Genomic DNA, 23,302 nt, shown 5'->3' on the forward strand with positions numbered 1-23,302 from the left:
GTCTTTCCTTGGAACACTGAAGCTTCGCAACCTCAGCTTCCTCGGTTCAGACCAGATGGACAACCTCCTGAAAGAGCAAAGCTAACCCACCCTACGTTTTTGTAAGCGCGGAAGGACCCGCGGCCTAATCCCGGTTCGCCGGGGTCTGAATAAATCCGCGATTATGCGTCGGGCTGATCAGGATCTCGTTCATGCAGACCCGCGCCGGCATGCTGGCGACGAAAGCGATGGTGCGGCCGCAATCCTCGGGCTGCAGCATTTTGGCCTGCTCGGCTTCGCTCGGCACCACCGGTCGCTGCTTCAGGATCGGGGTTGCGACCTCGCCCGGCGACAGGCAGCAGGCGCGCAGGCCGTTGACGCATTCGTCCATGTTGAAGGAATGGGTCAGCGCCAGCACCGCGTGCTTGGTGGTGGTGTAGGCCGGGCCCGGCATCTTCGAGACGTGGCGGCCCGCCCAGGAGGCGACGTTGATGATGCAGCCGTCCTGCTGCTTGCGCATCGTCGGCAGTACCGCGCGCATGCAATAGAGCACGCCGTTGAGGTTGACCTCGACCAGCTTGTCCCAGCCTTCCAGTTCCATGTCGGCCCAGCTGCGTTTCGGCACGTTGATGCCGGCGCTGTTGACCAAGAGGTCGATGCGGCCGTGCTTGCCGACGATCGTCTCGGCGGCCTTGTTGACGTCGGCCTTGTTGCTGACATCGAGCGGGATCGCCTCGGCCTTGCCGCCCTTCTTCGTGATATTGGCCACCACGCGGTCGAGCTCTTCCTTGCGGCGGCCGGAGATCACCACCGTCCAGCCGTCCGCAGCCAGGAATTCCGCCCCGGATTCGCCGATTCCGGTGCCGCCGCCGGTGACCCAGGCCACGCGTTTCCCATTATTTGTCATGCAAACTGTCTCCGTTGCTTTCCGAAGGGCGTTTTTGCTAATCCAACCGGACTCTTACCGGCGCTTTCGCCCCTCAGGGGATGTTGCATGAACACGACCACCAACGCCAACCTGTTTTCCCGCCTGTTCGACGGCCTCGACGACCCCAATCGGCTCGCGATCGAGCAGCTCGACGGCAGCCGCATCTCCTACGGCGATTTGATCGCACGCGCGGGCCAGATGGCGAACGTGCTGGTGGAGCGCGGCGTCAAGCCGGGCGACCGCGTCGCGGCACAGACCGAGAAGTCGGTCTCGGCCCTGGTGCTCTATCTCGCCACCGTGCGCGCCGGCGGCGTCTATCTGCCGCTCAACACCGCCTATACGCTGAACGAGCTCGAATACTTCATCACGGACGCCGAGCCGTCGCTGGTGGTCTGCGATCCCTCCAAGCTGGAGGGCATCAAGCCGATCGCCGCCAAGGTGGGCGCCAAGGTCGAGACGCTTGATCCCAGTGGCAAGGGCTCGCTGACCGAGGCGGCCGACAAGGCGCCGAAGGAATTTGCTACCGTGCCGCGCGGCAATGACGACCTCGCCGCGATCCTCTACACCTCGGGCACCACCGGCCGCTCCAAGGGCGCGATGCTGTCGCACGACAATCTGGCGTCGAACTCCTATTCGCTGGTCGACTACTGGCGCTTCACCGACAAGGACGTGCTGATCCACGCGCTGCCGATCTATCACACCCACGGCCTGTTCGTGGCGAGCAACGTGACGCTGTTCTCGCGCGCCTCGATGATCTTCCTGCCGAAGTTCGATCCGGACGCGATCCTGAAGCTGATGGCCCGCGCCACCGTGATGATGGGCGTGCCGACCTTCTACACCCGCCTGTTGCAGAACCCCGGCCTCAACAAGGACGCCACCAAGCACATGCGGCTGTTCATCTCGGGCTCCGCGCCGCTGCTCGCCGACACCCATCGCGAATGGTCGGCGCGGACCGGACATGCCGTGCTCGAACGCTACGGCATGACCGAAACCAACATGAACACGAGCAACCCCTATGACGGCGACCGCGTGCCCGGCGCGGTCGGCTTCGCGCTGCCCGGCGTCTCGGTGCGGGTCACCGATCCCGAGAACGGCAAGGAGCTTGCGCGCGAGACCATCGGCATGATCGAGGTCAAGGGCCCGAACGTGTTTAGGGGTTACTGGCGGATGCCGGAGAAGACCAAGGCCGAATTCCGCGACGACGGCTTCTTCATCACCGGCGATCTCGGCAAGATCGACGGCAAGGGTTATGTCCACATCCTCGGCCGCGGCAAAGATCTGGTGATCTCCGGCGGCTTCAACGTCTACCCGAAAGAGATCGAGAGCGAGATCGACGCCATGCCCGGCGTGATCGAATCCGCCGTGATCGGCGTGCCGCATGCCGATTTCGGCGAAGGTGTCACCGCCGTCCTCGTCTGCAGCAAGGGCGCCGACATCAGCGAGGCTTCGGTGCTGAAGGCACTCGACGGGCGGCTGGCCAAATTCAAGATGCCCAAGCGCGTGTTTGTCGTCGACGAGCTGCCGCGCAATGCGATGGGCAAGGTGCAGAAGAATATTTTGCGCGATACGTACAAGGATATCTACGCGAAGGGTTGAGGCAAAACGACCATGAAGCGGGAGCAGGCGGACCGGATCAACGATCACTTGCTCGATGCTTGGGAAGCGATGGACAAGGCAAGATTAGCCATCGCAGGTCTAGCCAAGGTCGAGCGGCTCAAATTCGACGGCCTGCTTCGCGAAATCGTCTTCGACTTGCAGGACAAGCTGCTGTTGCAGATTTGGGAACAATATCCCGAGCTGATGCCGACGGACGTTGACCAGTTGCCGCCCGAGATCTGCAGCGAGCTTACGTGGAGCGATGTGAGCCTTCCGTCATCGGTGACCGAAGGCCAACTGGACGAAATCATCCTCTCGCTCCTGAAATCGCGATGGCAAAAGACGACGGTTCTTCTGACCAATGCCGGAAAGCGCTGCGAGGAACTCGGCTTGCCCATCAGTCACGAGGTAATCTCAGCTCGATTGCGGGCACTTTCAGATTCCGATCGTATAGAAGGCGTCGGCGATCTTCGAGTATGGGGTCGCAGCGAAGTCCGATTGAAGGACTAGTTTCGTAGCCCGAAGGATATTCGCAAAGCATAGTCACGGGGCCTTTGGATGGATCGAGAGCGGGCGGTCGAACTAAAGAAGCATCTCCAGAACGTGGGCCGAGCACTCGAGCGTACGGTCATGGCCACGAAGGGAATCGACAAGACCGAGTGCGACGCCTTGCTGGGGCATCTGACCAAGGCCGTCGCAATCGTATACGGGAAACTGTACGACATTTATGCCGAGCATCCAGAGCTGGAGCCGCGCCCCAAACGCCCACGGATCAGCAGCAAGATCACTTGGGATGAAGTTTCGCCAAACCTGTCCGTATCGGTCAGCAAACTCGACCAGATCATCTTCTCTGTCATGGAGCCAAGATGGCGGAAGATGATGCTGATCGTGGGTCAGGCCTTTTTGAATTGCACGGACATCGGGCTGGTGATCAACAGCGAAACGATCGCTGCACGGATTCAGGCATTGGCAAGTGCTGGCCACTTTGAGAGCCAGGGCGACCTGCGGTACTGGGGCAATAGCATGATCCGATTGAAGGTCCCGCCTGCAGGCCAGCTGTCGTAGCCTTCCCGGCTAATGCCCGCCCAACAGACTGATCACGAACCGTCCGCCGACGATGAAGAGGTAGGCCCCGAACGCCACCTCCAGCGCGCGCTTCGACAGCGCGTGGGCGACCTTGACGCCGAGCGGCGCGGTGACCAGCGTGGTTGGCATCACCAGCAGCGCGCCGATCAGCGAGACATAGCCGAGCGCGAACGGCAGTTGCAGCGCGGCGACGTCGGGAAAGCGCGCGGCGGCGGGCCAGCCGGCATAGACATAGCCGAGCGCGCCGGGGATCGAGATCAGCACTGCGAGGGCGGACGACGTCGCGACGGCCTGATGGATCGGCCGGCCGTAGAAGGTCATCAGCAAATTGGCGAACAGGCCGCCGCCGATCCCCATCAGCGTCGACAGCAGGCCGACGAAGAAGCCATAGACGCGCATCAGAAAACCTTTCGGCACGTCGTCGCCGAACTTCCAGCTTTCGCGCGCCAACAGCAGCCGCGCCGCCGCCGACCACGCCACCACGACGAACACGATCTTGAACAGCCGCTCAGGCGCGAAGCGCGCGGTGACGCTGCCGGCGGCAACGCCGATCACGATCGGGAGCCACCAACGCTTCAGGATCTCCATGTCGACCGCGCCGCGGCGATAGTGGGCACGGAACGAGCTCAGCGAGGTCGGGATGATGATCGCGAGCGAGGTGCCGATGCAGAGCGGCATCCGCACCTCGAGCGGCACGCCGGCGAGACGAAAGCATTCGTAGAACACCGGCACCAGGATCGCACCGCCGCCGATGCCAAACAGGCCGGCGAGAAAGCCGGACAGCGCGCCGACAGCGATCAGTAGCAGCGCAAGCTCAAGCAATTCCTTGGGATCGAGGCCGGCCATCATGTCCTTCGCACGGTGGTTGGCGCCGCACGCAGGCATTGGCGCCGTCTTGTGACTGTTCGCGGAGAGCAATAGCCCCTTTTGGGATTCGGGAGTATCTATGCTGTTGAGCAGGCTCTGTTGCAAAATGCGGAAGGATCGGGCTTGGACCAGCTTGTGGCGATGACAGCCTTTGTCCGCGCGGTCGAGACCGGCAGCCTGTCGGCGGCGGCGCGGTCGCTGCCGAGCTCGCTGACCTCGGTCAGCCGCCAGATCAGCGCGCTTGAGGAGCATTTCGGCACTCGCCTGCTGCTGCGCACCACCCGTCAGCTCGCGTTGACCGATGACGTCCGCATCCTCTACGAGCGTGCGAAATCCGTTCTTGGCGAGGTCAGGGAAATCGAGGCCGCGCTGGCACGCGATCCGCATCAACCATCGGGCCGGATCCGCGTCAGCTCGCCGAGCCTGATCGGGCGGCTCGTCATCGCACCGTTGCTGGTGGAATTTCTGCGCCGCTATCCGGCTGTTGCCGTCGACCTGCTGTTGATCGACCGCGCCGTCGACATGATCGAGGAGGATATCCAGCTGGCTATTCGGATCGGGCGCCTGCGGGATTCGCAGCTCATCGCGCGCAAGCTCACCGATCTGCAGATGATCGTGTGCGCATCACCTGAGTATCTCGCGCGGCGCGGTGTGCCGCGAGCGCCGGGCGATCTTTCGGCGCATGACTGCCTGGTGTTTTCCGATTCACCTGGAAGCGCAGAATGGCGCTTTGCCGACGGCACGAAGACGGGTCGCAAATTCCGCATATCCGGTCGGCTCTGGATGAATAGCCTCGAGGCGCTGGTCGCTGCAGCGCGGGAAGGCGCGGGCATCGTCCGTGTGCCGTCGTGGCAGGTGCAGACCGATCTTACGGACGGTCGCCTGCAACGCCTGCTGATCGATCATGAGCCGGCCCCTACGCCGCTATATCTGACGCTTCAGCCGTCACGCCTCGCATCGCCTAAGATCAGGGCATTCGTCGATTTTCTGGTGGAACAATGGGGCAAAATCGACGCCTTCCGGGGCCCGTCCGCGCGCCGTTAAATGTGCCGGCCGATATTCGGATTTCATATTCATTCTTTGGTTCATTCGAACTTGCATCTGGTATACCACACTGCGGATCAACCAGAATTCGGCAACTCTAACAATGAACTTCGGTTCGACCGAAGGCTATTTGGCCGTTGCGCGGGCTGATCCGACTCCGTAAATAGAACTCCTCTACCGCGTTCCCCGATGGGCCGGCCGCGGTCCCTCACACCATAAAGCCCGCCGATGACCGCCAGGATCGAACGACCGCTTTCACCCCATTTGCAGACCTACCGGTGGACGCTGACGATGGCGCTGTCCATCGTCCACCGCGCCACAGGTGTGGCACTCTATTTCGGCACCCTGCTGCTCGCCTGGTGGCTGATCGCAGCCGCCTCCGGCCCGACCGCCTATGCGAATGTCCAGGCCTTCACCGGCAGCGCGATCGGCAAGCTGATCGTGTTCGGCTACACATGGGCGCTGATGCACCATCTGTGCAGCGGCATCCGGCATTTCGTCTGGGACCTTGGCTACGGCTTCAAGGCCAATGAGCGCGAAGCGCTGACCTGGGGTGCACTGGTCGCCGGCATCGCGCTGACCGTGCTGGTCTGGATCATTGCCTACGCGGTTGGAGGTGGACGATGAGCGGCCGCTCTTCGATGCGCACGCCGCTGGAACGCGTCCGCGGCCTCGGCTCGGCACATACCGGCACGAGCGATTTCTGGCGGCAGCGCCTCACCGCGGTTGCGATGACGCTCCTGATCGTTCCCGTGATCGTCGTGGTGATCATGCTGATCGGCCGCAATCATGCCGGCGCGGCGCAGATGCTCGGCTCGATCCCGATCGCCATCATCCTGCTGCTCTTCATCGTTGCCAGCACCTGGCACATGAAGATCGGCATGCAGGTCGTGTTCGAAGACTACATCCATAACGAGAAGCTGAAGATCGCCTGCGTGATGGCGAACAACTTCTTCTGCGTCGCGGTCGCATTGGCCTCGATCTACGCAATCCTCAAATTGTCGTCGGGAGTATAACCCATGGCCGGTGAAGGAAACGGCAAGGCCACCAACGGCAGTGGCCCGGCCACCAATGGCAAGGCCTATCCGATCCAGGACCACACCTACGACGTCGTCGTGGTCGGCGCCGGCGGCGCGGGCCTGCGCGCTGTGGTCGGCTGCTCGGAAGCGGGACTGCGCACCGCCTGCATCACCAAGGTGTTCCCGACCCGCTCGCACACCGTTGCGGCGCAGGGCGGCATCTCGGCCTCGCTCGGCAACATGCATCCCGACGACTGGCGCTGGCACATGTACGACACCGTGAAGGGGTCGGACTGGCTCGGCGACCAGGACGCGATCGAATACATGGTGCGTAACGCGCCCGACGCGGTCTACGAGCTCGAGCATTGGGGCGTGCCGTTCTCGCGCACCGAGGACGGCAAGATCTATCAGCGTCCGTTCGGCGGCATGACCCTGGACTACGGCAAGGGCCAGGCGCAGCGCACCTGCGCCGCCGCCGACCGCACCGGCCACGCCATGCTGCACACGATGTATGGCCAGTCGCTGCGCCACTCGGCCGAATTCTTCATCGAGTTCTTCGCCATCGACCTGATCATGGACGACCAGGGCGTCTGCCGCGGCGTGATCGCGCTCAAGCTCGACGACGGCACGCTGCATCGCTTCCGCGCCCAGACCACGATCCTGGCGACCGGCGGCTATGGCCGCGCCTATGCGTCCTGCACCTCGGCACACACCTGCACCGGCGACGGCGGCGGCATGGTGCTGCGCGCGGGCCTGCCGCTGCAGGACATGGAGTTCGTCCAGTTCCATCCGACCGGCATCTACGGCTCGGGCTGTCTCGTCACCGAAGGCGCCCGCGGCGAAGGCGGCTATCTCGTCAACTCCGAGGGCGAGCGCTTCATGGAGCGCTATGCGCCATCGGCCAAGGACCTCGCCTCGCGCGACGTCGTCTCGCGCGCGATGACGATCGAGATCCGCGAAGGCCGCGGCGTCGGCAAGAAGAAGGATCACATCTTCCTGCACCTCGATCACCTCGATCCGAAGGTGCTGCATGAGCGGCTGCCGGGCATCTCCGAATCGGCGAAGATCTTCGCCAATGTCGACGTCACCCGCGAGCCGATCCCGATCGTACCGACCGTGCACTACAACATGGGCGGCATCGCCACGAACTATCACGCCGAAGTCCTGACCAAGCGCAACGGCGACGACAATTCGGTGGTGCCGGGCCTGATGGCGATCGGCGAAGCGGCCTGTGTCTCGGTGCATGGCGCCAACCGCCTCGGCTCCAACTCGCTGATCGACCTCGTGGTGTTCGGCCGCGCCGCCGCGCTGCGCCTTGCCGACAAGCTGACGGCGAACGCCAAGCAGCCGGAGCTGCCGAAGGATTCGTCCGACCTCGCACTCGGCCGGCTCGATCACTTCCGCCACGCCTCCGGCGGCACGCCGACCGCGAAGCTGCGCGACAGCATGCAGCATGTGATGCAGAACAATTGCGCGGTGTTCCGCACCGGCGACGTGCTGCATGAAGGCCAGAACCTGATCCACAAGGTCTATGGCGGCGTCGGCGACATCTCGGTGTCGGACCGCTCGCTGGTGTGGAATTCCGACCTGATCGAGACGCTGGAATTCGACAATCTGATCGTGCAGGCGATCGTGACGATGGATTCGGCGGCGAACCGCACCGAAAGCCGCGGCGCGCATGCGCGCGAAGACTTCTCGGCCCGCGACGACAAGAACTGGATGAAGCACACGCTGACCTGGATCGATCCGGCCGGCAAGACCGCGATCGATTATCGTCCCGTCCACGACTACACGATGACCAATGATGTGCAGTACATCCCGCCGAAGGCGCGGGTCTACTGAGAACGAAGGCGAGCAAGCATGGTTGAATTCGCACTTCCGAAGAATTCGAAGATTTCCGGCGGCAAGACCTGGCCGAAACCGACCGGCGCCACCGAGACGCGCGAATTCCGGGTGTATCGCTGGAACCCGGACGACGGCAAGAATCCGAGCGTCGACACCTATTATGTCGACACCCATGATTGCGGTCCGATGGTGCTCGACGGCCTGATCTGGATCAAGAACCACATCGACCCGACGCTGACCTTCCGCCGCTCCTGCCGCGAGGGCGTCTGCGGCTCCTGCGCGATGAACATCGACGGCCAGAACACACTGGCCTGCACCAAGTCGATGCACGACGTCGGCGCAGGCGGCGCGGTGAAGGTCAATCCGCTGCCGCACCAGCCGGTGGTCAAGGACCTCGTCCCCGACCTCACCAACTTCTACGCCCAGTATGCCTCGATCGAGCCGTGGCTGAAGACCACGACGCCGACGCCGCAGAAGGAGTGGAGGCAGAGCCACGAGGACCGCGAGAAGCTCGACGGTCTCTACGAGTGCATCCTGTGCGCCTGCTGCTCGACCTCCTGCCCGAGCTACTGGTGGAACAGCGAGCGCTTCCTCGGCCCCGCCGCGCTGTTGCAGGCGACGCGCTGGGTCACCGATTCCCGCGACGAAGCGACCGGCGAGCGGCTCGACAATCTCGAAGATCCGTTCCGCCTCTATCGCTGCCACACCATCATGAACTGCGCCAAGGCGTGCCCGAAGGGCCTCAACCCCTCGGAGGCGATCGCCGAGCTCAAGTTCAAGATGGTCGAACGCCAGATCTGATCTGACACAGCCGCGGCTGGCGCTATGACAAGCGGCCAGCCGCAGCTCGCCGGATCAGGATATCGGCGCCGACCGCATCGACCGCGGATCGATCGAGGTCGAGCACGACATCGACGATGCTGTGATCCTCCGGATCCATCGTGACGGTGAAGCCAAGATCGCGGCACATCCCGATCATCGTGGTGTTCTCGGTCAGCACCTGGCCGGACAGCCGCTTCAATCCCTCCGACCGCGCATAGTGGATCAGGAGCTGCATCAGCGCCCAGCCGAGCCCTTTGCCTTTGAGATCGGACTGCAGCAGGATCGCGTATTCGGCGTTCTGGTACAGCGAGTCCGAATGCAGCCGGACCGCTCCCATCATCTCGCCGGTCGCCGGATCGAGTGCCACGAACGCCATCGCGCGCGCATAGTCGAGCTGGGTCAGGCGCGCGATGAAGGCGTGCGAGAATTCCTTCATCGCGTGGAAGAAGCGCAGCCTGAGGTCTTCGGCCGTGACGCGTTTGAAGAACGCGGCGACCATCGGCTCGTCCTCCGGCCGCATCGGCCGCACCGTGACGCGCGAACCGTCGCGTAGCGCCAGCTCACCCTCCCATTGCGACGGATAGGGCCTGACCGCCAGTCTGGTTTGACCGGCGAACAGCCGCGCCGGCTTGCGGATCGCCACCCGCGCATCGAGTGCAAGCACGCCGGTCTCGTCCGCCAGCATCGGATTGATATCGAGCGCGGCGACCTCGGGAATGTCGGCCGCCATCTGCGCCAGCTTGACCAGGGTGAGCGGCACCAGTTCGGCCGAGACGGCCGGCACATCGCCATAGCCGCCGAGCAGCCGCGAGACGCGCGTCCGCCCGACCAGCTCATGGGCGAGATTCATGTCGAGCGGCGGCAGCGCCACCGCCTTGTCGTTGATCACCTCGACCGCAGGGCCGCCGCGGCCGAACACGACCACCGGACCGAAGGTCGGATCGTCGGCGATGCCGAGGATCAGCTCGCGCGCCGCGCGCCGCACGATCATCGGCTGGATCGTCACGCCTTGCAGCGTCGCATCCGGCCGTGCGTTTCGGGCGCGTTCCAGCACCGTCCTTGCCGCATCGACAACGCTGTCCCTGGTGCGCAGGTCGAGGATGACGCCGCCGACATCGGAGGCATGCCGGATGTCGCGCGAGAACACCCGGACCACGATCGCGTGCCCCTCGGCGAGGAACGGCGCCGCCTTCTCGGCGGCATCCTCGGCACTGTCGGCCACGACCGTCGTCACGATCGGAATGCGATAGGCCTCGAACAGGGCGACGATCTCGGCTGGATCGAGCCAGGCGCGCCCTTCCGACAACGCCTTCACGACCACATGCCGCGCCGCCGCCGTCTCCGGCGTGAACACCGATGCGACGCCGGGCGGGGTCGCGGCGAGCGCTGTGGAGGCTTCGCGATAGCGCACCAGATACATGAAGGCGCGCACCGCATCGTCCTCGGTCGGGAAGTGCGGAATCCGCGCCGCCTCGAAGATCGCACCGGTACGCTCGTCGGCGCCGACCCACGCCGCAAGCACCAATGCGGCGACCGCACTCCGCTTCGTCCTGCGGTCACGCACGCATTGCGCCACCGCCTCGGCAATCCCCTCCGCCGGCGCCACCGCGGTTTCGACATTCGCGACCAGCACCGCGTCGTTGTTGGCGTCATCGAGCAGCGCGTTGAGCGCCACCACGTAGCGGGCGGCGTCGGCATCGCCCGCGATGTCGACGGGATTGGCGGACGACCAGCCCTGCGGCAGCAACTCGTCGAGCCGCGCAATGGTCTGCGGCGACAGCGTCGCGGGAACGCCGCCGAGCTCGGCCAGCCGATCGGTGGCGAGGATGCCCAGCCCCCCGCCATTGGTCAGGATCGCGAGCCGGTTGCCGCGCGGCACGAAACCGCGGCCGAGCAGCTCGGCGCAGTCGAACAGTTGGCGAAGGTCGTAGACTCGCAGCATGCCGGCGCGGCGGAACGCGGCGTCATAGACCGCGTCGGAGCCGGCCAGCGCACCGGTGTGGGTCGCGGCGGCCTTTGCCCCCTCGGCCATCCGCCCCGACTTGACGACGACGACCGGCTTCATGCGTGCCGCGGCGCGCGCCGCCGACATGAACTTGCGCGCATCCTTGATCGCTTCGAGGTAGATCAGGATCGCGCTGGTATGATCGTCGAGCGCGAAATAATCCAGGAGATCGGCGACGTCGACATCGAGCTGGTCGCCGATCGATGCAATGCCGGAGAAGCCGAGCCGCCGCTCCGCCGCCCACTCGATCATCGCCGACGCGACCGCGCCGGATTGCGAGATCAGCGCGACATGGCCATCCGACGGCTGATGCGAGGCGAAGCTCGCATTGAGCTTCGCGCGCGGCACCATGATTCCGAGGCAATTCGGCCCAACCAGGCGCATGCCGTGCCGCCGCGCCGTCTGCTCCACGATCTCCGCGAGCGAGCCCGCGCCATGGCCAAGACCGGCCGACAGGATCGCAGCGCCGGCAGCGCCGGCGAGCCCGGCCTCCGCCACGATCTCCGGGATCGCCGCCGGCGGTGCGCTAATGACGACGAGGTCCGGAACGAACGGAAGCGATTTCAGATCGGCAACGGTGGGCTCGCCGTCAACATCCCCGTAGTTGTGGTTGACGACGCCCAGCCTGCCGGCGAAGCCGCTCGCCTTGAGGTTTCGCAGCACGGCCGCACCGAGCGACGACGGCCGCGGGCTGCCGCCGACCACCGCGATGCTTCGAGGCGAAAATACCCGCTCCAGGCCGAACGTCGACATTGCGTGGTCTCGCAGGGAACCCGTGGATGCGCGGGAGGCGCCCCCGAACGAACTCTACTTCGTCGCCCGCCCCATTGCACCCATTGCCGCCGCGACAGAACGCGTCGGCCCGGCTAATGCAGCCCCAGCGCCTGCGCCAGATTGAAGGTCAGGAAGCTCGCGGCATAGGCCAGCGCGAGCATGTAGAGGAACGTCACCACCATCCACTTCGCGCCGCCGGTCTCGCGGCGGATCACCGCGAGCGTCGAAGCGCATTGCGGGGCGAAGATGTACCAGACCAGCATCGACAGCGCGGTCGCCAGCGTCCATTTCTGCGCCAGCACCTGGCCGATCTGCTCCGCCGCCTCCTTGCCGCCCTCGATCGAATAGACGGTGCCGAGCGCCGCGACCGCGACCTCACGCGCCGCCATGCCCGGGATCAGCGCCACCGCGATCTGCCAGTTGAAGCCGATCGGCCGCAGTAGCGGCTCGAGCGCATGGCCGATCATCGCCGCGAAGCTGTAGTTGATCGCCGGCCCCTCGGCGCCTGCGGGCGCGGTCGGGAACGAGGCCAGGAACCAGATCAGCACCATCATCGAGAGGATCGTGGTGCCGGCGCGATACAGGAACATCTTGGCGCGATTGAGCACGCCGATCGCGATGCTGCGCAGCCGCGGCACCTTGTAGTCGGGCAACTCCAGCATGAACGGCGCCGGCGCATGGTCGCGCCACAGGAAGAACTTTGCGACCGCCGAGACCGTCAGAGCGCTGGTGATGCCGGCGGCATAGAGGCCGAACATCACGAGGCCCTGCAGGTTGACGAAGCCCCACAGCGAGGTCGCCGGAACGAAGGCTGAGATGATCAGCGTATAGACCGGGATCCGCGCCGAGCAGGTCATCAGCGGCGCGATCAGGATCGTGGTCAGGCGATCACGCCGGTTGTCGATCACCCGCGTCGCCATGATGCCGGGAATGGCGCAGGCGAAGCTCGACAGCAGCGGAATGAAGGCGCGGCCATGCAGCCCGGCGCCGCCCATGATGCGGTCCATCAGGAATGCGGCACGCGCCATGTAGCCGAAATCTTCCAGCAGCAGGATGAACAGGAAGATGATGATGATCTGCGGCAGGAACACGATGACGCTGCCGACGCCGGAAATCAGGCCGTTCTGCAGGAAGCTCTGCAACAGGCTCCAGCTTTCCGGCAGCAAATCGTGGATCAGCTGCCCGAGCGCGGAGAAGCCGTCCGACAGCAACTCCATCGCCGGCTGCGCCCAGGTGAACACGGCCTGGAACATCACGAACAGGATCACGGCCAGGATCACAAGACCCCAGACCGGATGCAGCACGACGGAATCGATCCGGTTGGTCAGCGTGTCGGGCTTGGTCGGCAACGTCACCGCGGCGGCGATGATGCGGTCCGCCTCGCGCTGCGCCGCCTTGAGGTCGGCAATCGTCGGCGTCGCCCACGCGCTGGCCGTCGCCTCATGCGACCGGGCCAGGAATTCGTCGGTCCGCTTCAAGAGCTCGTCGACGCCGCCCTTGCGGACCGCGACCGAGGTTACAATCGGCAGGCCGAGCTCCTGCGACATCCGATCGAGGTCGATCGTCACGCCGCGGCGCTTCGCGATGTCGATCATGTTGAGCACGAGCATCATCGGCCGGCCGACGCGCTTCAGCTCGAGCACCAGCCGCAAGGTCAGCCGCAGATTGGTGGCATCCGCAACACAGAGCACGAGATCGGGCACTGCCTCGCCATCAAAGCGGCCGAGCACGATGTCGCGGGTGATTTCCTCGTCCGGGCTGCGGCCGCGCAGCGAATAGGTGCCGGGCAGGTCGAGCACCGTCACGCTGCGGCCCTCCGGCGTGACGAAGCCGCCGGATTTGCGCTCGACCGTGACGCCGGGATAATTGGCGACCTTCTGGCTGCTGCCGGTCAACCGATTGAACAGCGACGTCTTGCCGGTGTTCGGCGCGCCGACCAGCGCCAGGCGCAGGGATGCAGTTGTCATTCGACGATCACGGCCATGGCTTCGCTCCGGCGCAGCGCGATCGTGATGTTGTCGACGCGCACCGCGATCGGATCCCGCCGGATCGTGCCTTCATGCAGGATTTCCACGCGCGCGCCCTCGACAAATCCCATCTCCACCAGGCGCTGCTCGAGCTCCTGCGGAGACAGCGATGACCCCGTCACGAGCGCATCGAGCCTGATGATTTTTCCGACAAAACCGCGATCCGCATGTCCGAGCCGGATGTCCTGTAGATTATCCTGGAAGGAGTTTGGATCGCCTGTCATGCGGCCTGTGTTTCAGCAGGTAGTCACAGGGTCAAGCATTTGCCCGTGAGAGGTTTTAGAACTCCTAAAAACAGCGCCCGCGACCGTCATCCCGGCCGATTTTCCGCTTGACTGGCGGCGCGGCGCTAACGGGGTCGTGATGACGCCCGGCAGCATCCGTCCTCCGCCGCCCCGGACGAGAGCCCTCCCCATCGATCAATCCGATTTGGCCTCCGGTAACCTTGACCGGCGGCTGGATGGCGAGGCAGCCGGCGCGCCAGGCGGCGGAATGGGGATTCGCTTTCTTCGGCGCGACGGTTTGCGTTAAGGTCCGCAAGAAGCCGGAGCACCCGTGCCGACCGCACAACGCAATTCGCTGAGACTGCTGCGATGGATGATGGCCGCCTCGCTGGCCCTTCCGCTGGCGCTGTTCCTGTTCGCGTCCGCAATGTCCCGGATTTCGACCCGCGAGGCCGCCGACCAGGAAATCCAGCGTACGCTGGACGTCACCCACGAGCACGCGCTCAAGGTGTTCGAGACCATCGACCGGAGCCTCGCCGAGATCACCGAGGTCGTCCGCGGCATGAGCGACGCCGAGATCGTCGCGCGCGAGAAGAGCCTGCACGAGCGGCTGCGCCGGGTCGCCGACACGCTCCCCCAGGTGAAATCGATCTGGGTGTTCGATGCCAACGGCCATGCCCTGGTCAACAGCCTGGTGCAACCGGCCCCCGACATCGATTTCTCGGATCGGGATTACTTCCGCATCCACGCCGAGCGCGAAATCGGCACCTATATCGGCGAGGTGCTGACGCCGCGGGCACCCTATCAGGGCGCGCGGTTCTTCAGCGTCGGCCGCCGCCGCAACAACGAGGACGGCAGCTTTGGCGGCGTGATCCAGGCCTCCGTGCTTCCGGAATATTTCGAGAATTTCTACGCCAAGATCGGCCGCGAGCCCGGCAGCTTCCTGGCGCTGATCCGGACCGATGGCTCGATACTGGCGCATTTCCCTGTCATCGACCACGACGCCAGGTTCGAGCCGAGCGGGCCGCTCGGACGGCAGATCGTCGCCAATCCCGAGACCGGCGGCATGACGATCCGTTCCCCGGCCGACGGCATCGAACGGCGCATGCGCTATCAGCGGCTGGCCGAATACCCGATCTATGTCAGCGCCGGGCTCGAGACCTCGGCGATCCACGCGCGCTGGATCGCGACCATGGCGCAGCACCTGATCTTCGGCATACCGGCGACTGCGCTGCTGTTCGGCCTGCTCGTGCTCGCCTATCAGCGAACCGAACGCCTGGAGGAGGAGGCCGACCGGCGCATCGAGGCCGAGGACGCGTTGCGGCATGGCCAGCGCCTGGAGGCACTCGGGCAACTCACCGGCGGCGTCGCGCATGACTTCAACAATCTGCTCACCGTGATCCGCGCGTCGGTCGACATGTTGCGGCGGCCGGACCTGCCGGAGCCACGGCGGCAGCGCTACATCGATGCAATCTCCAACACCGTGAACCGTGCCGCCAAGCTGACCAACCAGCTGCTTGCGTTCGCGCGCCGGCAAACTCTGAAGCCCGAGGTGTTCGACGTCTGCCAGAATGTCCGCACCCTGAGCGAGATGATCACCACCCTGATCGGCTCGCGGATCGAGATCACGGCGCAGGTGCCGGACGAGACCTGCCTCGTCAACGCCGATGCCGGCCAGTTTGAGACCGCCATCATCAATATGGCGGTGAATGCGCGCGACGCGATGGACGGCGTCGGCCGGCTCACGATCGCGGTCCGCACCGTGAGCAAACTGCCGGCCGAGGCGATCACGCCGCCGAGCCCGCACGGCCATGTCGCGGTGTCGGTGACCGATACCGGCGTCGGCATTCCGCAGGAGCTGTTCGGCCGCATCTTCGAGCCGTTCTACACCACCAAGGAGGTCGGTCACGGCACCGGCCTTGGCCTGTCGCAGGTGTTCGGCTTCGCCAAGCAGTCCGGCGGCGAGGTCACCGTGGCCAGCGAGGTCGGCAAGGGCTCGACATTCACGCTGTATCTCCCGCGTGTCGTCGGTAGACACAGCGCGCAATCGCCGCTCACGGAGGATGCGCCTTTCGATCCGACCAGCGCGTCGGTCCTGATCGTCGAGGACAATGCCGAGGTCGGAAAGTTCGCCGCCGACACGCTGACCCAGCTCGGTTGCACCTGCATGCTGGTCGAGAACGCCACCCACGCGCTGGAGGAGCTGGCCGTCGATCCCGACAGGTTCGACCTTGTATTCACCGATGTCGTGATGCCCGGCATGAGCGGCATCGAGCTTGCTGAGGAGATCCGCCGGCAACGGCTCGATCTACCGATCGTGCTCGCCTCCGGCTACAGCCAGGTGCTGTCGCAGCAAGGCAGCGGCGGCTTCGAGCTGCTGCAGAAGCCGTATTCGGCCGAGCAGCTAGCCCGCGTGCTGCACAAGGCCACGCGCTCGCGCCGGCTGAAGCGGGACCAGGCGCCGGCGGGTTGAGGTGATTGCGTGCGCGCATCAAACGCACTGTCGTCCCTGCGAAAGCAGGGACCCATAACCACAGGATTGGGTTGTTGAGTACGCTGTGGCTCCAGCGACGCCTGATGACGACCAGTGGTCATGGGTCCCGGGTCGCGCTGCGCCTGCCCGGGACGACACCGAATATTCGGCTCCGCCGGTGAGTCATATTCTGTCGCGCCGCGTCGGAACAACATCGGAACCTTCTGATTTCCCTCGCGTTGTCGCGCGATGGGCAAAGCCGAGGCAAAATCCGGATCGTCGAACAGGCCCTCACCGGCGAAGGCCAACTCGCCTCGGAAAACGAGCGCGACGCGCGACGATACCGAAGACAGCGACGCCGCACCGGGCGAGGCTGACGACAAATCCGAATTCGTCGAGATCATTGCCGAAGACGGCGACCATGTCGAACCGCCGCCGCCGGAAATCCTCGAGCCCAATCCCGAGCTGTCGCCCGAGGAAGCCGAACAAGCGCGCAAGGACTATTTGCTGACGCGATTCTGGATCACCGCGCGCGGCTACTGGGGCCAGAACGGCGACCGGCTGGCGTGGCTGTTCACGATCGGCCTGCTGCTGCTGATCGTCGCCAATGTCGCCGTGCAGTACGGCATCAATGTCTGGAATCGCGCGATCTTCGATGCGATCGAAAAGCGGGATTCGGTCAGTGTCTTTCACCTGACCGCCATCTTCTTTCCGCTCGCGATTGGCAGCGTGCTGCTGGGCGTCGCCCAAGTGTTCGGCCGCATGGGCATTCAGCGGCGCTGGCGCGCCTGGCTGACCAACGCCGTCGTCTCGCGCTGGCTGGCGAACGGCCGCTACTACCAGCTCAATCTGGTCGACGGCGATCACAAGAATCCGGAATACCGCATCGCCGAGGATCTGCGGATCGCAACCGACTCGCCGGTCGACTTCGTCGCCGGCGTGACGTCGGCGCTGCTGTCCGCCGTCACGTTCATCGTCGTGCTCTGGACGATCGGCGGCGCCTTGACGCTGACGGTCGGCGGCTCCTCGGTCAGCATCCCGGGCTTCCTGGTCATCGCCGCGATCATCTATGCCGCGATCGCGTCCGGCTCGATCATGGCGATCGGGCGCCGCTTCGTGCAGATTTCCGAGGAGAAGAACCAGGCAGAGGCCGAATTCCGCTATGTGCTGACCCGCCTGCGCGAGAACGGCGAAAGCATCGCGCTGCTTGGCGGTGAGGCCGAGGAACGCGACGGCATCGACAAGACGTTCTCGAACGTGCTGCGGCAATGGGCGCGGCTCGCCAGGCAGCACATGCGCACGACGCTGGTGTCGCAGGGATCGAATCTCATTGCGCCGGTAGTGCCCTTGCTGCTGTGCGCACCAAAATTCCTCGAGGGCAGCATGACGCTCGGCCATGTGATGCAGGCAGCCTCCGCCTTCACCATCGTGCAGACCGCGTTCGGCTGGCTGGTCGACAACTATCCGCGGCTCGCCGACTGGAATGCATGCGCGCGGCGCATCGCCTCGTTGATGATGTCGCTCGACGGGCTTGAACGCGCCGAGACCGGTGATGGCTTCGGCCGCATCAAGCGCGGCGAGATCGGGGGCGAGGCCATGCTCAGCCTCAACGACCTTTCCGTCACCCTCGACGACGGCACGGCCGTGGTCGGCGAGACCGAAGTCGCGATCGAGGCCGGAGAACGGCTGCTGGTCGCCGGCGAATCCGGGACCGGCAAGAGCACACTGGTCCGCGCCATTGCCGGCTTGTGGCCCTGGGGCGGCGGCAGCGTCAGCCTGCATGCGGACCGCCGCCTGTTCATGCTGCCGCAAAAGCCCTACGTGCCCTCGGGCACGCTGCGGCGCGCAGTGGCCTATCCTGGCGCGGCGGAGGACTGGAACGTCGATGAGATCGGCGACGCCCTGCACAAGGTCGGCCTCGACCATCTCAAGGAGAAGATCGAGGACGACGCGCCATGGGACCAGACGCTGTCCGGCGGCGAGAAGCAACGGCTCGCCTTTGCCCGCCTGCTGCTGCACAGCCCCGACATCGTCGTGCTCGACGAGGCGACCTCGGCGCTCGACGAAAAGAGCCAGGACAAGATGATGGAAATGGTGACGACGGAATTGCCGAAGGCAACCATCGTCAGCGTCGCCCATCGCGTCGAGCTCGAAGCATTCCATAGCCGCAAGATCGTGCTGGAGCGCCGCAAGGGTGGTGCGAAGCTGGTCAGCGACGTCGACCTGATTCCGCGCAAGGGCAAGCGAAGGCTACTCGGACGCTTCCTGCGGCAGCGGCGAACCTCCGCCAAGGCGTCGGACAAGGCGGCATAACGGCGTTGGCGCTCCGATCAAAACCGGCTATGCATGCCGCGCTTTCGATGAGGCCATGCGTGATCCCGAGCAACGACATTTCGCCGCCGCCGTTCGGCGCCCTGGCGCCCAATGCGGCGCAGGCCGCCATCATCCGGCTGGCGCATGGCTCGGGATTGAAGCGCGGCGCGTTCCGGCCCTGGCTGTCGCGGCTGGTCAATCTGTTCGGTTCGGGTCCGCTTGATGTGACCTATCAGGGCGCATCGTTCCGTTTCTATCATCAGGCGAGCGCAACCGAGCGCGGTGCGCTGTTCAATCCCGACTACAATCTGGAAGAGCTCGCCTTCCTGCGGGCGCATGTCGGCGCCGGCGGCGCCTTCGTCGATCTCGGCGCCAATGTCGGCACCTATGCGCTCGCGCTGGCGCGCGATGTCGGGCCCAATGGCAAGGTGATCGCGATCGAGCCGCATCCGATGACGCATGCGCGGCTCAAATTCAACACGCAGGCTTCCGGCTATCCGCAGGTGCGCCTGGTTGCAGCCGCCGCAGGTCCGACCGATGGCGAGTTGATGATCGAGACCGACGGCGACAATCTCGGCGCCAGCCACATCGTCACCGGCACACCCACGGGCAAGGCGTTCAAGGTGCCGTCGTTGCGGCTGCAACGCATCCTCGACGAGGCCGGCGCGACCAGTGTCGATGCGCTGAAGATCGACGTCGAGGGCTTCGAGGACCGCGTGCTCACCGGCTTCTTCCGTGACGCCCCGGAACGCTTGTGGCCCCGCGCGGTCGTGATCGAGCATCTGTCAAAGGACGAATGGACCGACGACTGCATTGCGGACATGCACACGCGCGGTTACGTCGATCAAGGCCGGACGCGAAGCAACACGCTGCTGGTGCGTGGTTGAGATGCAGCCGCGTCGGAGATCTGCTCCCTCTCCCGCTTGCGGGGGAGGGCCGGGGTGGGGGTGCATCCGCGAGACATATCGTGGAAAGAGCCCCCGCCCGGATTGCATCTTCCCGCAAGCGGGAGAGGTGCAGCCAGACTGCGGATGCAATGTCCGCAACAACAAGGGAAGCTCGTAATGATCGACCATATCGGCTTTTCGGTCTCCGACTACGAACGCGCGAAGGCGTTCTACCAGACGGCGCTTGCGCCGCTTGGCTATGGCCTGATCATGGAAGTGCCCGCGGAAGTGACCGGGCACGCACCTGCGGCGGGCTTCGGCGCCGACGGCAAGCCGGATTTCTGGATCGGCGGCGAAGGCGCGATGAACAAGCCGGTGCATATCGCGATCACGGCCAAGGACCGCGCCACCGTCGACGCCTTCTACAAGGCCGCGATGGCGGCCGGCGGCCGCGACAACGGCGCGCCCGGCATTCGCGCGCATTATCATCCAAACTATTACGGCGCGTTCGTGCTCGATCCCGACGGCCACAACATCGAGGCGGTCTGCCACACGCCCGGATAACGCGCACAGGAACGGCGCAGCGCGCGATTCGTTGTCGCTTCGAAATTCGATGGAGCGATCGATGCGCGCGATGCGACCTGACATCAGCAACAGGGTCTCGATCTAATGTCAATCGATCCCCCCGAGATTCCGCCGGCGACGCCGGGCACGCCGAGCGAACCGCCGCCGGGAATTCCGCCCGGCAATCCGCAGCCGGAGATTCCACCGCCGGTGCGCGAGCCCGGCGCGCCGCCGCGACCGGACGAGCTGCCGGGCAAGACACCAGACGAATCACCGGTGCGCGGACCGCCTGGACCGAGCGGCCCGCCACCTGCGACAGATCGACCCGCCGTCCGGTGATTCGCCGCAGCGCCACAGTTCCACATCGATTGCGAGTGTGTCCGAGCGTTTCTTCTGAACACGCGGTGAACAAGCACACATGCAACCCGTTATAATGTCGAAATAAACTTCGCCGATGATTCGGCGCTCGCCACAATCCGGCCTAACGGCTGGCAATTCATCGTCCTGCCGAATTGTTCGGTTCTGACTTCCTTTCCTTCCTGCCCAGACTTTTCCGCCCGGGGACTCCAAGACCATGACAAAGCTTCGTCTCGTGCTGCTTGCCACGACTGCGCTGACGGTGATGCAGTTCGCCACCTCAGCGTCGCACGCACAAACTTCGCCGCTGGTCGTCGCACAGGCGCAGCCAAAGGAAGAGCTCGGGCCTGACGGAAAGCCGAAGCCCCGGCCCGCGCCGGGCGCTCCCGCGCATCCGGCTCCGCCCGCCGCCGCGCCGCATCCGCAGGCGCCACCTCCGGCAGCCGCCCCGCATCCGCAAGCGCCGCCGCCCGCCGCACCCGCGCGTCCCACCCCGCCACCTCCGCCACCGGCCGCTGCTCCGCCGCATCCGACGCCGCCGGCTCCGCCCGCAGCCGCGCCTGCACGCCCCGCTCCGCCTCCGCCGCCCGCGGCCGCGCCCGCACACCCGGCTCCGCCGGCAGCCCCCGCACGGCCCGAACCGCCTGCCGCGCGCCCGGCTCCGCCTCCGCCGGCAGCCGCGCCTGTGCGACCCGAGCCGCCTGCCGCCAAGCCGGCAACGCCGCCGCCCGCGGCTGCACCCGCACATCCGACACCGCCGCCGCCTCCACCGCCGCCCGCCGCAGCGCCGCAACGTCCGGTTACGCCGCCGCCCGGCGCCGGACCTGCGCGCACTCCGCCGACACCGGCGCCAAGTGCCGCACCAAGCGCCGCACCGGCAGCACCGGGTGCCGCTCCCGCGGCACGTCCCGGCACGCCGCCCGCGGCTGCAACGCCGACGCCTGCAACCCCCGGAGCTCCGACAACGGCACCGGCCGAGCGCCGGCCTGGCGATCGGCCTGGTGGTGAACGTCCTGGCGGTGCCAAGCAACCGCCGGGTACACCGCCCACGACTTCGCCCGGCGCGACGTCGCCGACAACGCCTGCGCCTTCGACAACAACGACGCCTCCCGCCGCTGGCGGACAGCCGCCGGTACGGCCTGGCACCCCCGGCACCCCGCCCGCCGCGACCACGCCTCCGGGCGCGACGCCGACGCCACCGGCGCCGGGACAGCAGGGACGTCCGGCCACACCGCCCGGAACGCCTCCGGCCCCAGGTGCCGCAATGGGCGCTCCCGGCGCAGCACCGGCTCCAGCCGTTGCGCCCGGCGTATCACCAGCCCAGGGAGCCGCGATGGGCGCGCCCGCGGCACGTCCGGCCGGCCCCTCGGCGCCGGGTGTCGTCCCCGGCTCGGCGGCCGCAACGCCCCCGCCCGGCCAGGCGCAATACGCCCCGCCGACGGTCTCGTCCGCGTTCCGGGCCGCGCCAACAGTCACGGCGCCGCTTCCGCCGCCTCCGCGACGTGACAACATCTCGCCACTCGCGATCGGCGCCGCTGTCGGCGTGGGCGTGGTCGCCGGTGCGATCATCGGCGGGACCATCGCCGACCTGCACAACCAGCGGCAGGAGGTCGTCGAAGGCGGCCGCACCATCTACACCGAGCCGGACCGCATCATCATCCGCGATCCGGGCGGGCAGGCCTATGTGCGTGGCGACGACGTCTATCGCTTCCGCTATGGCGCGCGTGACATCCGCACCGAGACGATCGGCGGAGAGACTCGCACCATCGTGGTTCGTCCCGACGGCAGCGAGATCATCACGGTGGTCGGTCCCGATGGCCAGATGCTGCGCCGGATCCGCAGGGACCAGGGCGGACGTGAGCTCGTCATCATCGACAACAGCTATCGCGATCCGGGCGCGGTCGGCGGCTTCTATGTCGACCTGCCTCCGCCGGTGGTCCGCATCCCCTATGATCGCTACATCGTCGAGTCCGATAGCGCGGCGCCGGACGTGATCTACGACACCATGGAGGCGCCGCCGGTGGACCGGATCGCGCGACGCTATACGCTCGACGAGATCCGCTACAGCCCGAACGTCCGCATGCTGATGCCGTCGATCGACGTCAACAGTATCAACTTCGACTCCGGCTCCTGGCAGATTCCGCCGGATCAGGTGGCGAAGCTGCAGGCGATCGCCGACGGCCTCAACCGGGCCATCCAGCGCAACCCGCGCGAGGTGTTCCTGATCGAAGGCCACACGGATGCGACCGGCAACGACACCGACAATCTGTCGCTGTCCGACCGCCGTGCGCAATCCGCTGCCGAGTTGCTGACGCAGCAGTTCGGCGTGCCGGCGGAGAACCTGACCTCGCAGGGTTACGGCTCGCAGTACTTGAAGGAGCAGACCGACGGACCCAGCCGCATCAACCGGCGCGTCACCGTCCGCCGCATCACCCCGCTGCTCAACGGCGGCACCGCCTCCGCAGCGCCGCCGCGCTGAACCGGCGAGCATC

19 protein-coding genes are annotated in these 23,302 nt (G+C 65.8%); 14 read left to right on the plus strand and 5 right to left on the minus strand.

Going from position 1 to position 23,302, the window contains the following annotated elements:
* Positions 1 to 124: 124 nt before the first annotated feature.
* Positions 125 to 886: an SDR family oxidoreductase gene (locus BraRD5C2_RS20995; RefSeq protein WP_223971000.1), complete on the minus strand. Its 762-nt coding sequence runs from the start codon at positions 884 to 886 to the stop codon at positions 125 to 127.
* Positions 887 to 973: 87 nt separating this feature from the next.
* Here BraRD5C2_RS20995 and BraRD5C2_RS21000 point away from each other — a divergent pair, with 87 nt between their 5' ends.
* From BraRD5C2_RS21000 to BraRD5C2_RS21010, 3 genes are all read left to right on the plus strand, one after another.
* Positions 974 to 2,503 (plus strand): malonate--CoA ligase, encoded by a 1,530-nt coding sequence (locus tag BraRD5C2_RS21000; protein ID WP_223971003.1) that lies wholly within the window; start codon positions 974 to 976, stop codon positions 2,501 to 2,503.
* A gap of 12 nt (positions 2,504 to 2,515) precedes the next feature.
* Complete coding sequence (locus tag BraRD5C2_RS21005) at positions 2,516 to 3,013, plus strand: hypothetical protein (protein ID WP_223971006.1); 498 nt, start codon at positions 2,516 to 2,518, stop codon at positions 3,011 to 3,013.
* 120 nt (positions 3,014 to 3,133) lie between these two features.
* Positions 3,134 to 3,568 carry a DUF3658 domain-containing protein gene (locus BraRD5C2_RS21010; RefSeq protein ID WP_223971009.1) on the plus strand — a complete coding sequence of 145 codons (435 nt, stop codon included), beginning with the start codon at positions 3,134 to 3,136 and terminating at the stop codon, positions 3,566 to 3,568.
* A gap of 9 nt (positions 3,569 to 3,577) precedes the next feature.
* Here the strand turns inward: BraRD5C2_RS21010 and BraRD5C2_RS21015 are convergent, their stop codons facing one another.
* Positions 3,578 to 4,438, minus strand: a complete 861-nt coding sequence (locus BraRD5C2_RS21015) for a sulfite exporter TauE/SafE family protein (protein WP_223972487.1) — start codon at positions 4,436 to 4,438, stop codon at positions 3,578 to 3,580.
* A gap of 141 nt (positions 4,439 to 4,579) precedes the next feature.
* Here BraRD5C2_RS21015 and BraRD5C2_RS21020 point away from each other — a divergent pair, with 141 nt between their 5' ends.
* From BraRD5C2_RS21020 to BraRD5C2_RS21040, 5 genes are all read left to right on the plus strand, one after another.
* A complete protein-coding gene (locus BraRD5C2_RS21020; RefSeq protein ID WP_223971011.1) occupies positions 4,580 to 5,500 on the plus strand; it encodes a LysR family transcriptional regulator in 921 nt (306 codons plus the stop codon).
* 228 nt (positions 5,501 to 5,728) lie between these two features.
* A complete protein-coding gene (sdhC, locus tag BraRD5C2_RS21025; protein ID WP_050402512.1) occupies positions 5,729 to 6,127 on the plus strand; it encodes a succinate dehydrogenase, cytochrome b556 subunit in 399 nt (132 codons plus the stop codon).
* Positions 6,128 to 6,141: 14 nt separating this feature from the next.
* Positions 6,142 to 6,516 carry a succinate dehydrogenase, hydrophobic membrane anchor protein gene (gene sdhD / locus BraRD5C2_RS21030; RefSeq protein WP_223972489.1) on the plus strand — a complete coding sequence of 125 codons (375 nt, stop codon included), beginning with the start codon at positions 6,142 to 6,144 and terminating at the stop codon, positions 6,514 to 6,516.
* Positions 6,517 to 6,519: 3 nt separating this feature from the next.
* A complete protein-coding gene (gene sdhA / locus BraRD5C2_RS21035) occupies positions 6,520 to 8,361 on the plus strand; it encodes a succinate dehydrogenase flavoprotein subunit (protein WP_223971013.1) in 1,842 nt (613 codons plus the stop codon).
* Positions 8,362 to 8,379: 18 nt separating this feature from the next.
* Positions 8,380 to 9,165 (plus strand): succinate dehydrogenase iron-sulfur subunit, encoded by a 786-nt coding sequence (locus BraRD5C2_RS21040; protein WP_223971016.1) that lies wholly within the window; start codon positions 8,380 to 8,382, stop codon positions 9,163 to 9,165.
* 22 nt (positions 9,166 to 9,187) lie between these two features.
* Here BraRD5C2_RS21040 and BraRD5C2_RS21045 read toward each other — a convergent pair whose 3' ends face one another.
* The 3 genes from BraRD5C2_RS21045 to BraRD5C2_RS21055 form a co-directional block, all read right to left on the minus strand.
* Entirely contained in the window at positions 9,188 to 11,944 is a 2,757-nt protein-coding gene (locus BraRD5C2_RS21045) for a bifunctional acetate--CoA ligase family protein/GNAT family N-acetyltransferase (protein ID WP_223971019.1), read from the minus strand.
* A gap of 113 nt (positions 11,945 to 12,057) precedes the next feature.
* The gene (gene feoB / locus BraRD5C2_RS21050) at positions 12,058 to 13,932 is read right to left on the minus strand and encodes a ferrous iron transporter B (RefSeq protein ID WP_223971022.1); all 1,875 of its coding nucleotides are present in this window, start codon (positions 13,930 to 13,932) and stop codon (positions 12,058 to 12,060) included.
* Positions 13,929 to 14,216: a FeoA family protein gene (locus BraRD5C2_RS21055; protein ID WP_223971025.1), complete on the minus strand. Its 288-nt coding sequence runs from the start codon at positions 14,214 to 14,216 to the stop codon at positions 13,929 to 13,931. The genes feoB and BraRD5C2_RS21055 overlap by 4 nt, the downstream gene beginning before the upstream one ends.
* A 331-nt stretch (positions 14,217 to 14,547) precedes the next feature.
* Here BraRD5C2_RS21055 and BraRD5C2_RS21060 point away from each other — a divergent pair, with 331 nt between their 5' ends.
* The 6 genes from BraRD5C2_RS21060 to BraRD5C2_RS39815 all read left to right on the plus strand — a co-directional run bounded on the left by BraRD5C2_RS21060 (position 14,548) and on the right by BraRD5C2_RS39815 (position 23,289).
* The gene (locus tag BraRD5C2_RS21060) at positions 14,548 to 16,689 is read left to right on the plus strand and encodes a hybrid sensor histidine kinase/response regulator (protein WP_223971028.1); all 2,142 of its coding nucleotides are present in this window, start codon (positions 14,548 to 14,550) and stop codon (positions 16,687 to 16,689) included.
* Between the two features lie 249 nt (positions 16,690 to 16,938).
* Positions 16,939 to 19,002: an ABC transporter ATP-binding protein/permease gene (locus tag BraRD5C2_RS21065; protein WP_223971031.1), complete on the plus strand. Its 2,064-nt coding sequence runs from the start codon at positions 16,939 to 16,941 to the stop codon at positions 19,000 to 19,002.
* A gap of 29 nt (positions 19,003 to 19,031) precedes the next feature.
* The gene (locus tag BraRD5C2_RS21070) at positions 19,032 to 19,889 is read left to right on the plus strand and encodes an FkbM family methyltransferase (protein WP_223971033.1); all 858 of its coding nucleotides are present in this window, start codon (positions 19,032 to 19,034) and stop codon (positions 19,887 to 19,889) included.
* A 177-nt stretch (positions 19,890 to 20,066) separates the two neighbouring features.
* On the plus strand, positions 20,067 to 20,453 hold the full coding sequence (locus tag BraRD5C2_RS21075) for a VOC family protein (RefSeq protein ID WP_223971036.1): 387 nt from the start codon (positions 20,067 to 20,069) through the stop codon (positions 20,451 to 20,453).
* A 105-nt stretch (positions 20,454 to 20,558) separates the two neighbouring features.
* Positions 20,559 to 20,792, plus strand: coding sequence for a hypothetical protein (locus BraRD5C2_RS21080; protein ID WP_223971039.1), 234 nt, complete (start codon positions 20,559 to 20,561; stop codon positions 20,790 to 20,792).
* Between the two features lie 235 nt (positions 20,793 to 21,027).
* On the plus strand, positions 21,028 to 23,289 hold the full coding sequence (locus BraRD5C2_RS39815; protein ID WP_223971043.1) for an OmpA family protein: 2,262 nt from the start codon (positions 21,028 to 21,030) through the stop codon (positions 23,287 to 23,289).
* The last annotated feature ends 13 nt before the right edge of the window (positions 23,290 to 23,302 follow it).

The sequence above is a fragment of the Bradyrhizobium sp. RD5-C2 genome (genome assembly GCF_019972155.1).
Classification (GTDB): Bacteria; Pseudomonadota; Alphaproteobacteria; order Rhizobiales; family Xanthobacteraceae; genus Bradyrhizobium.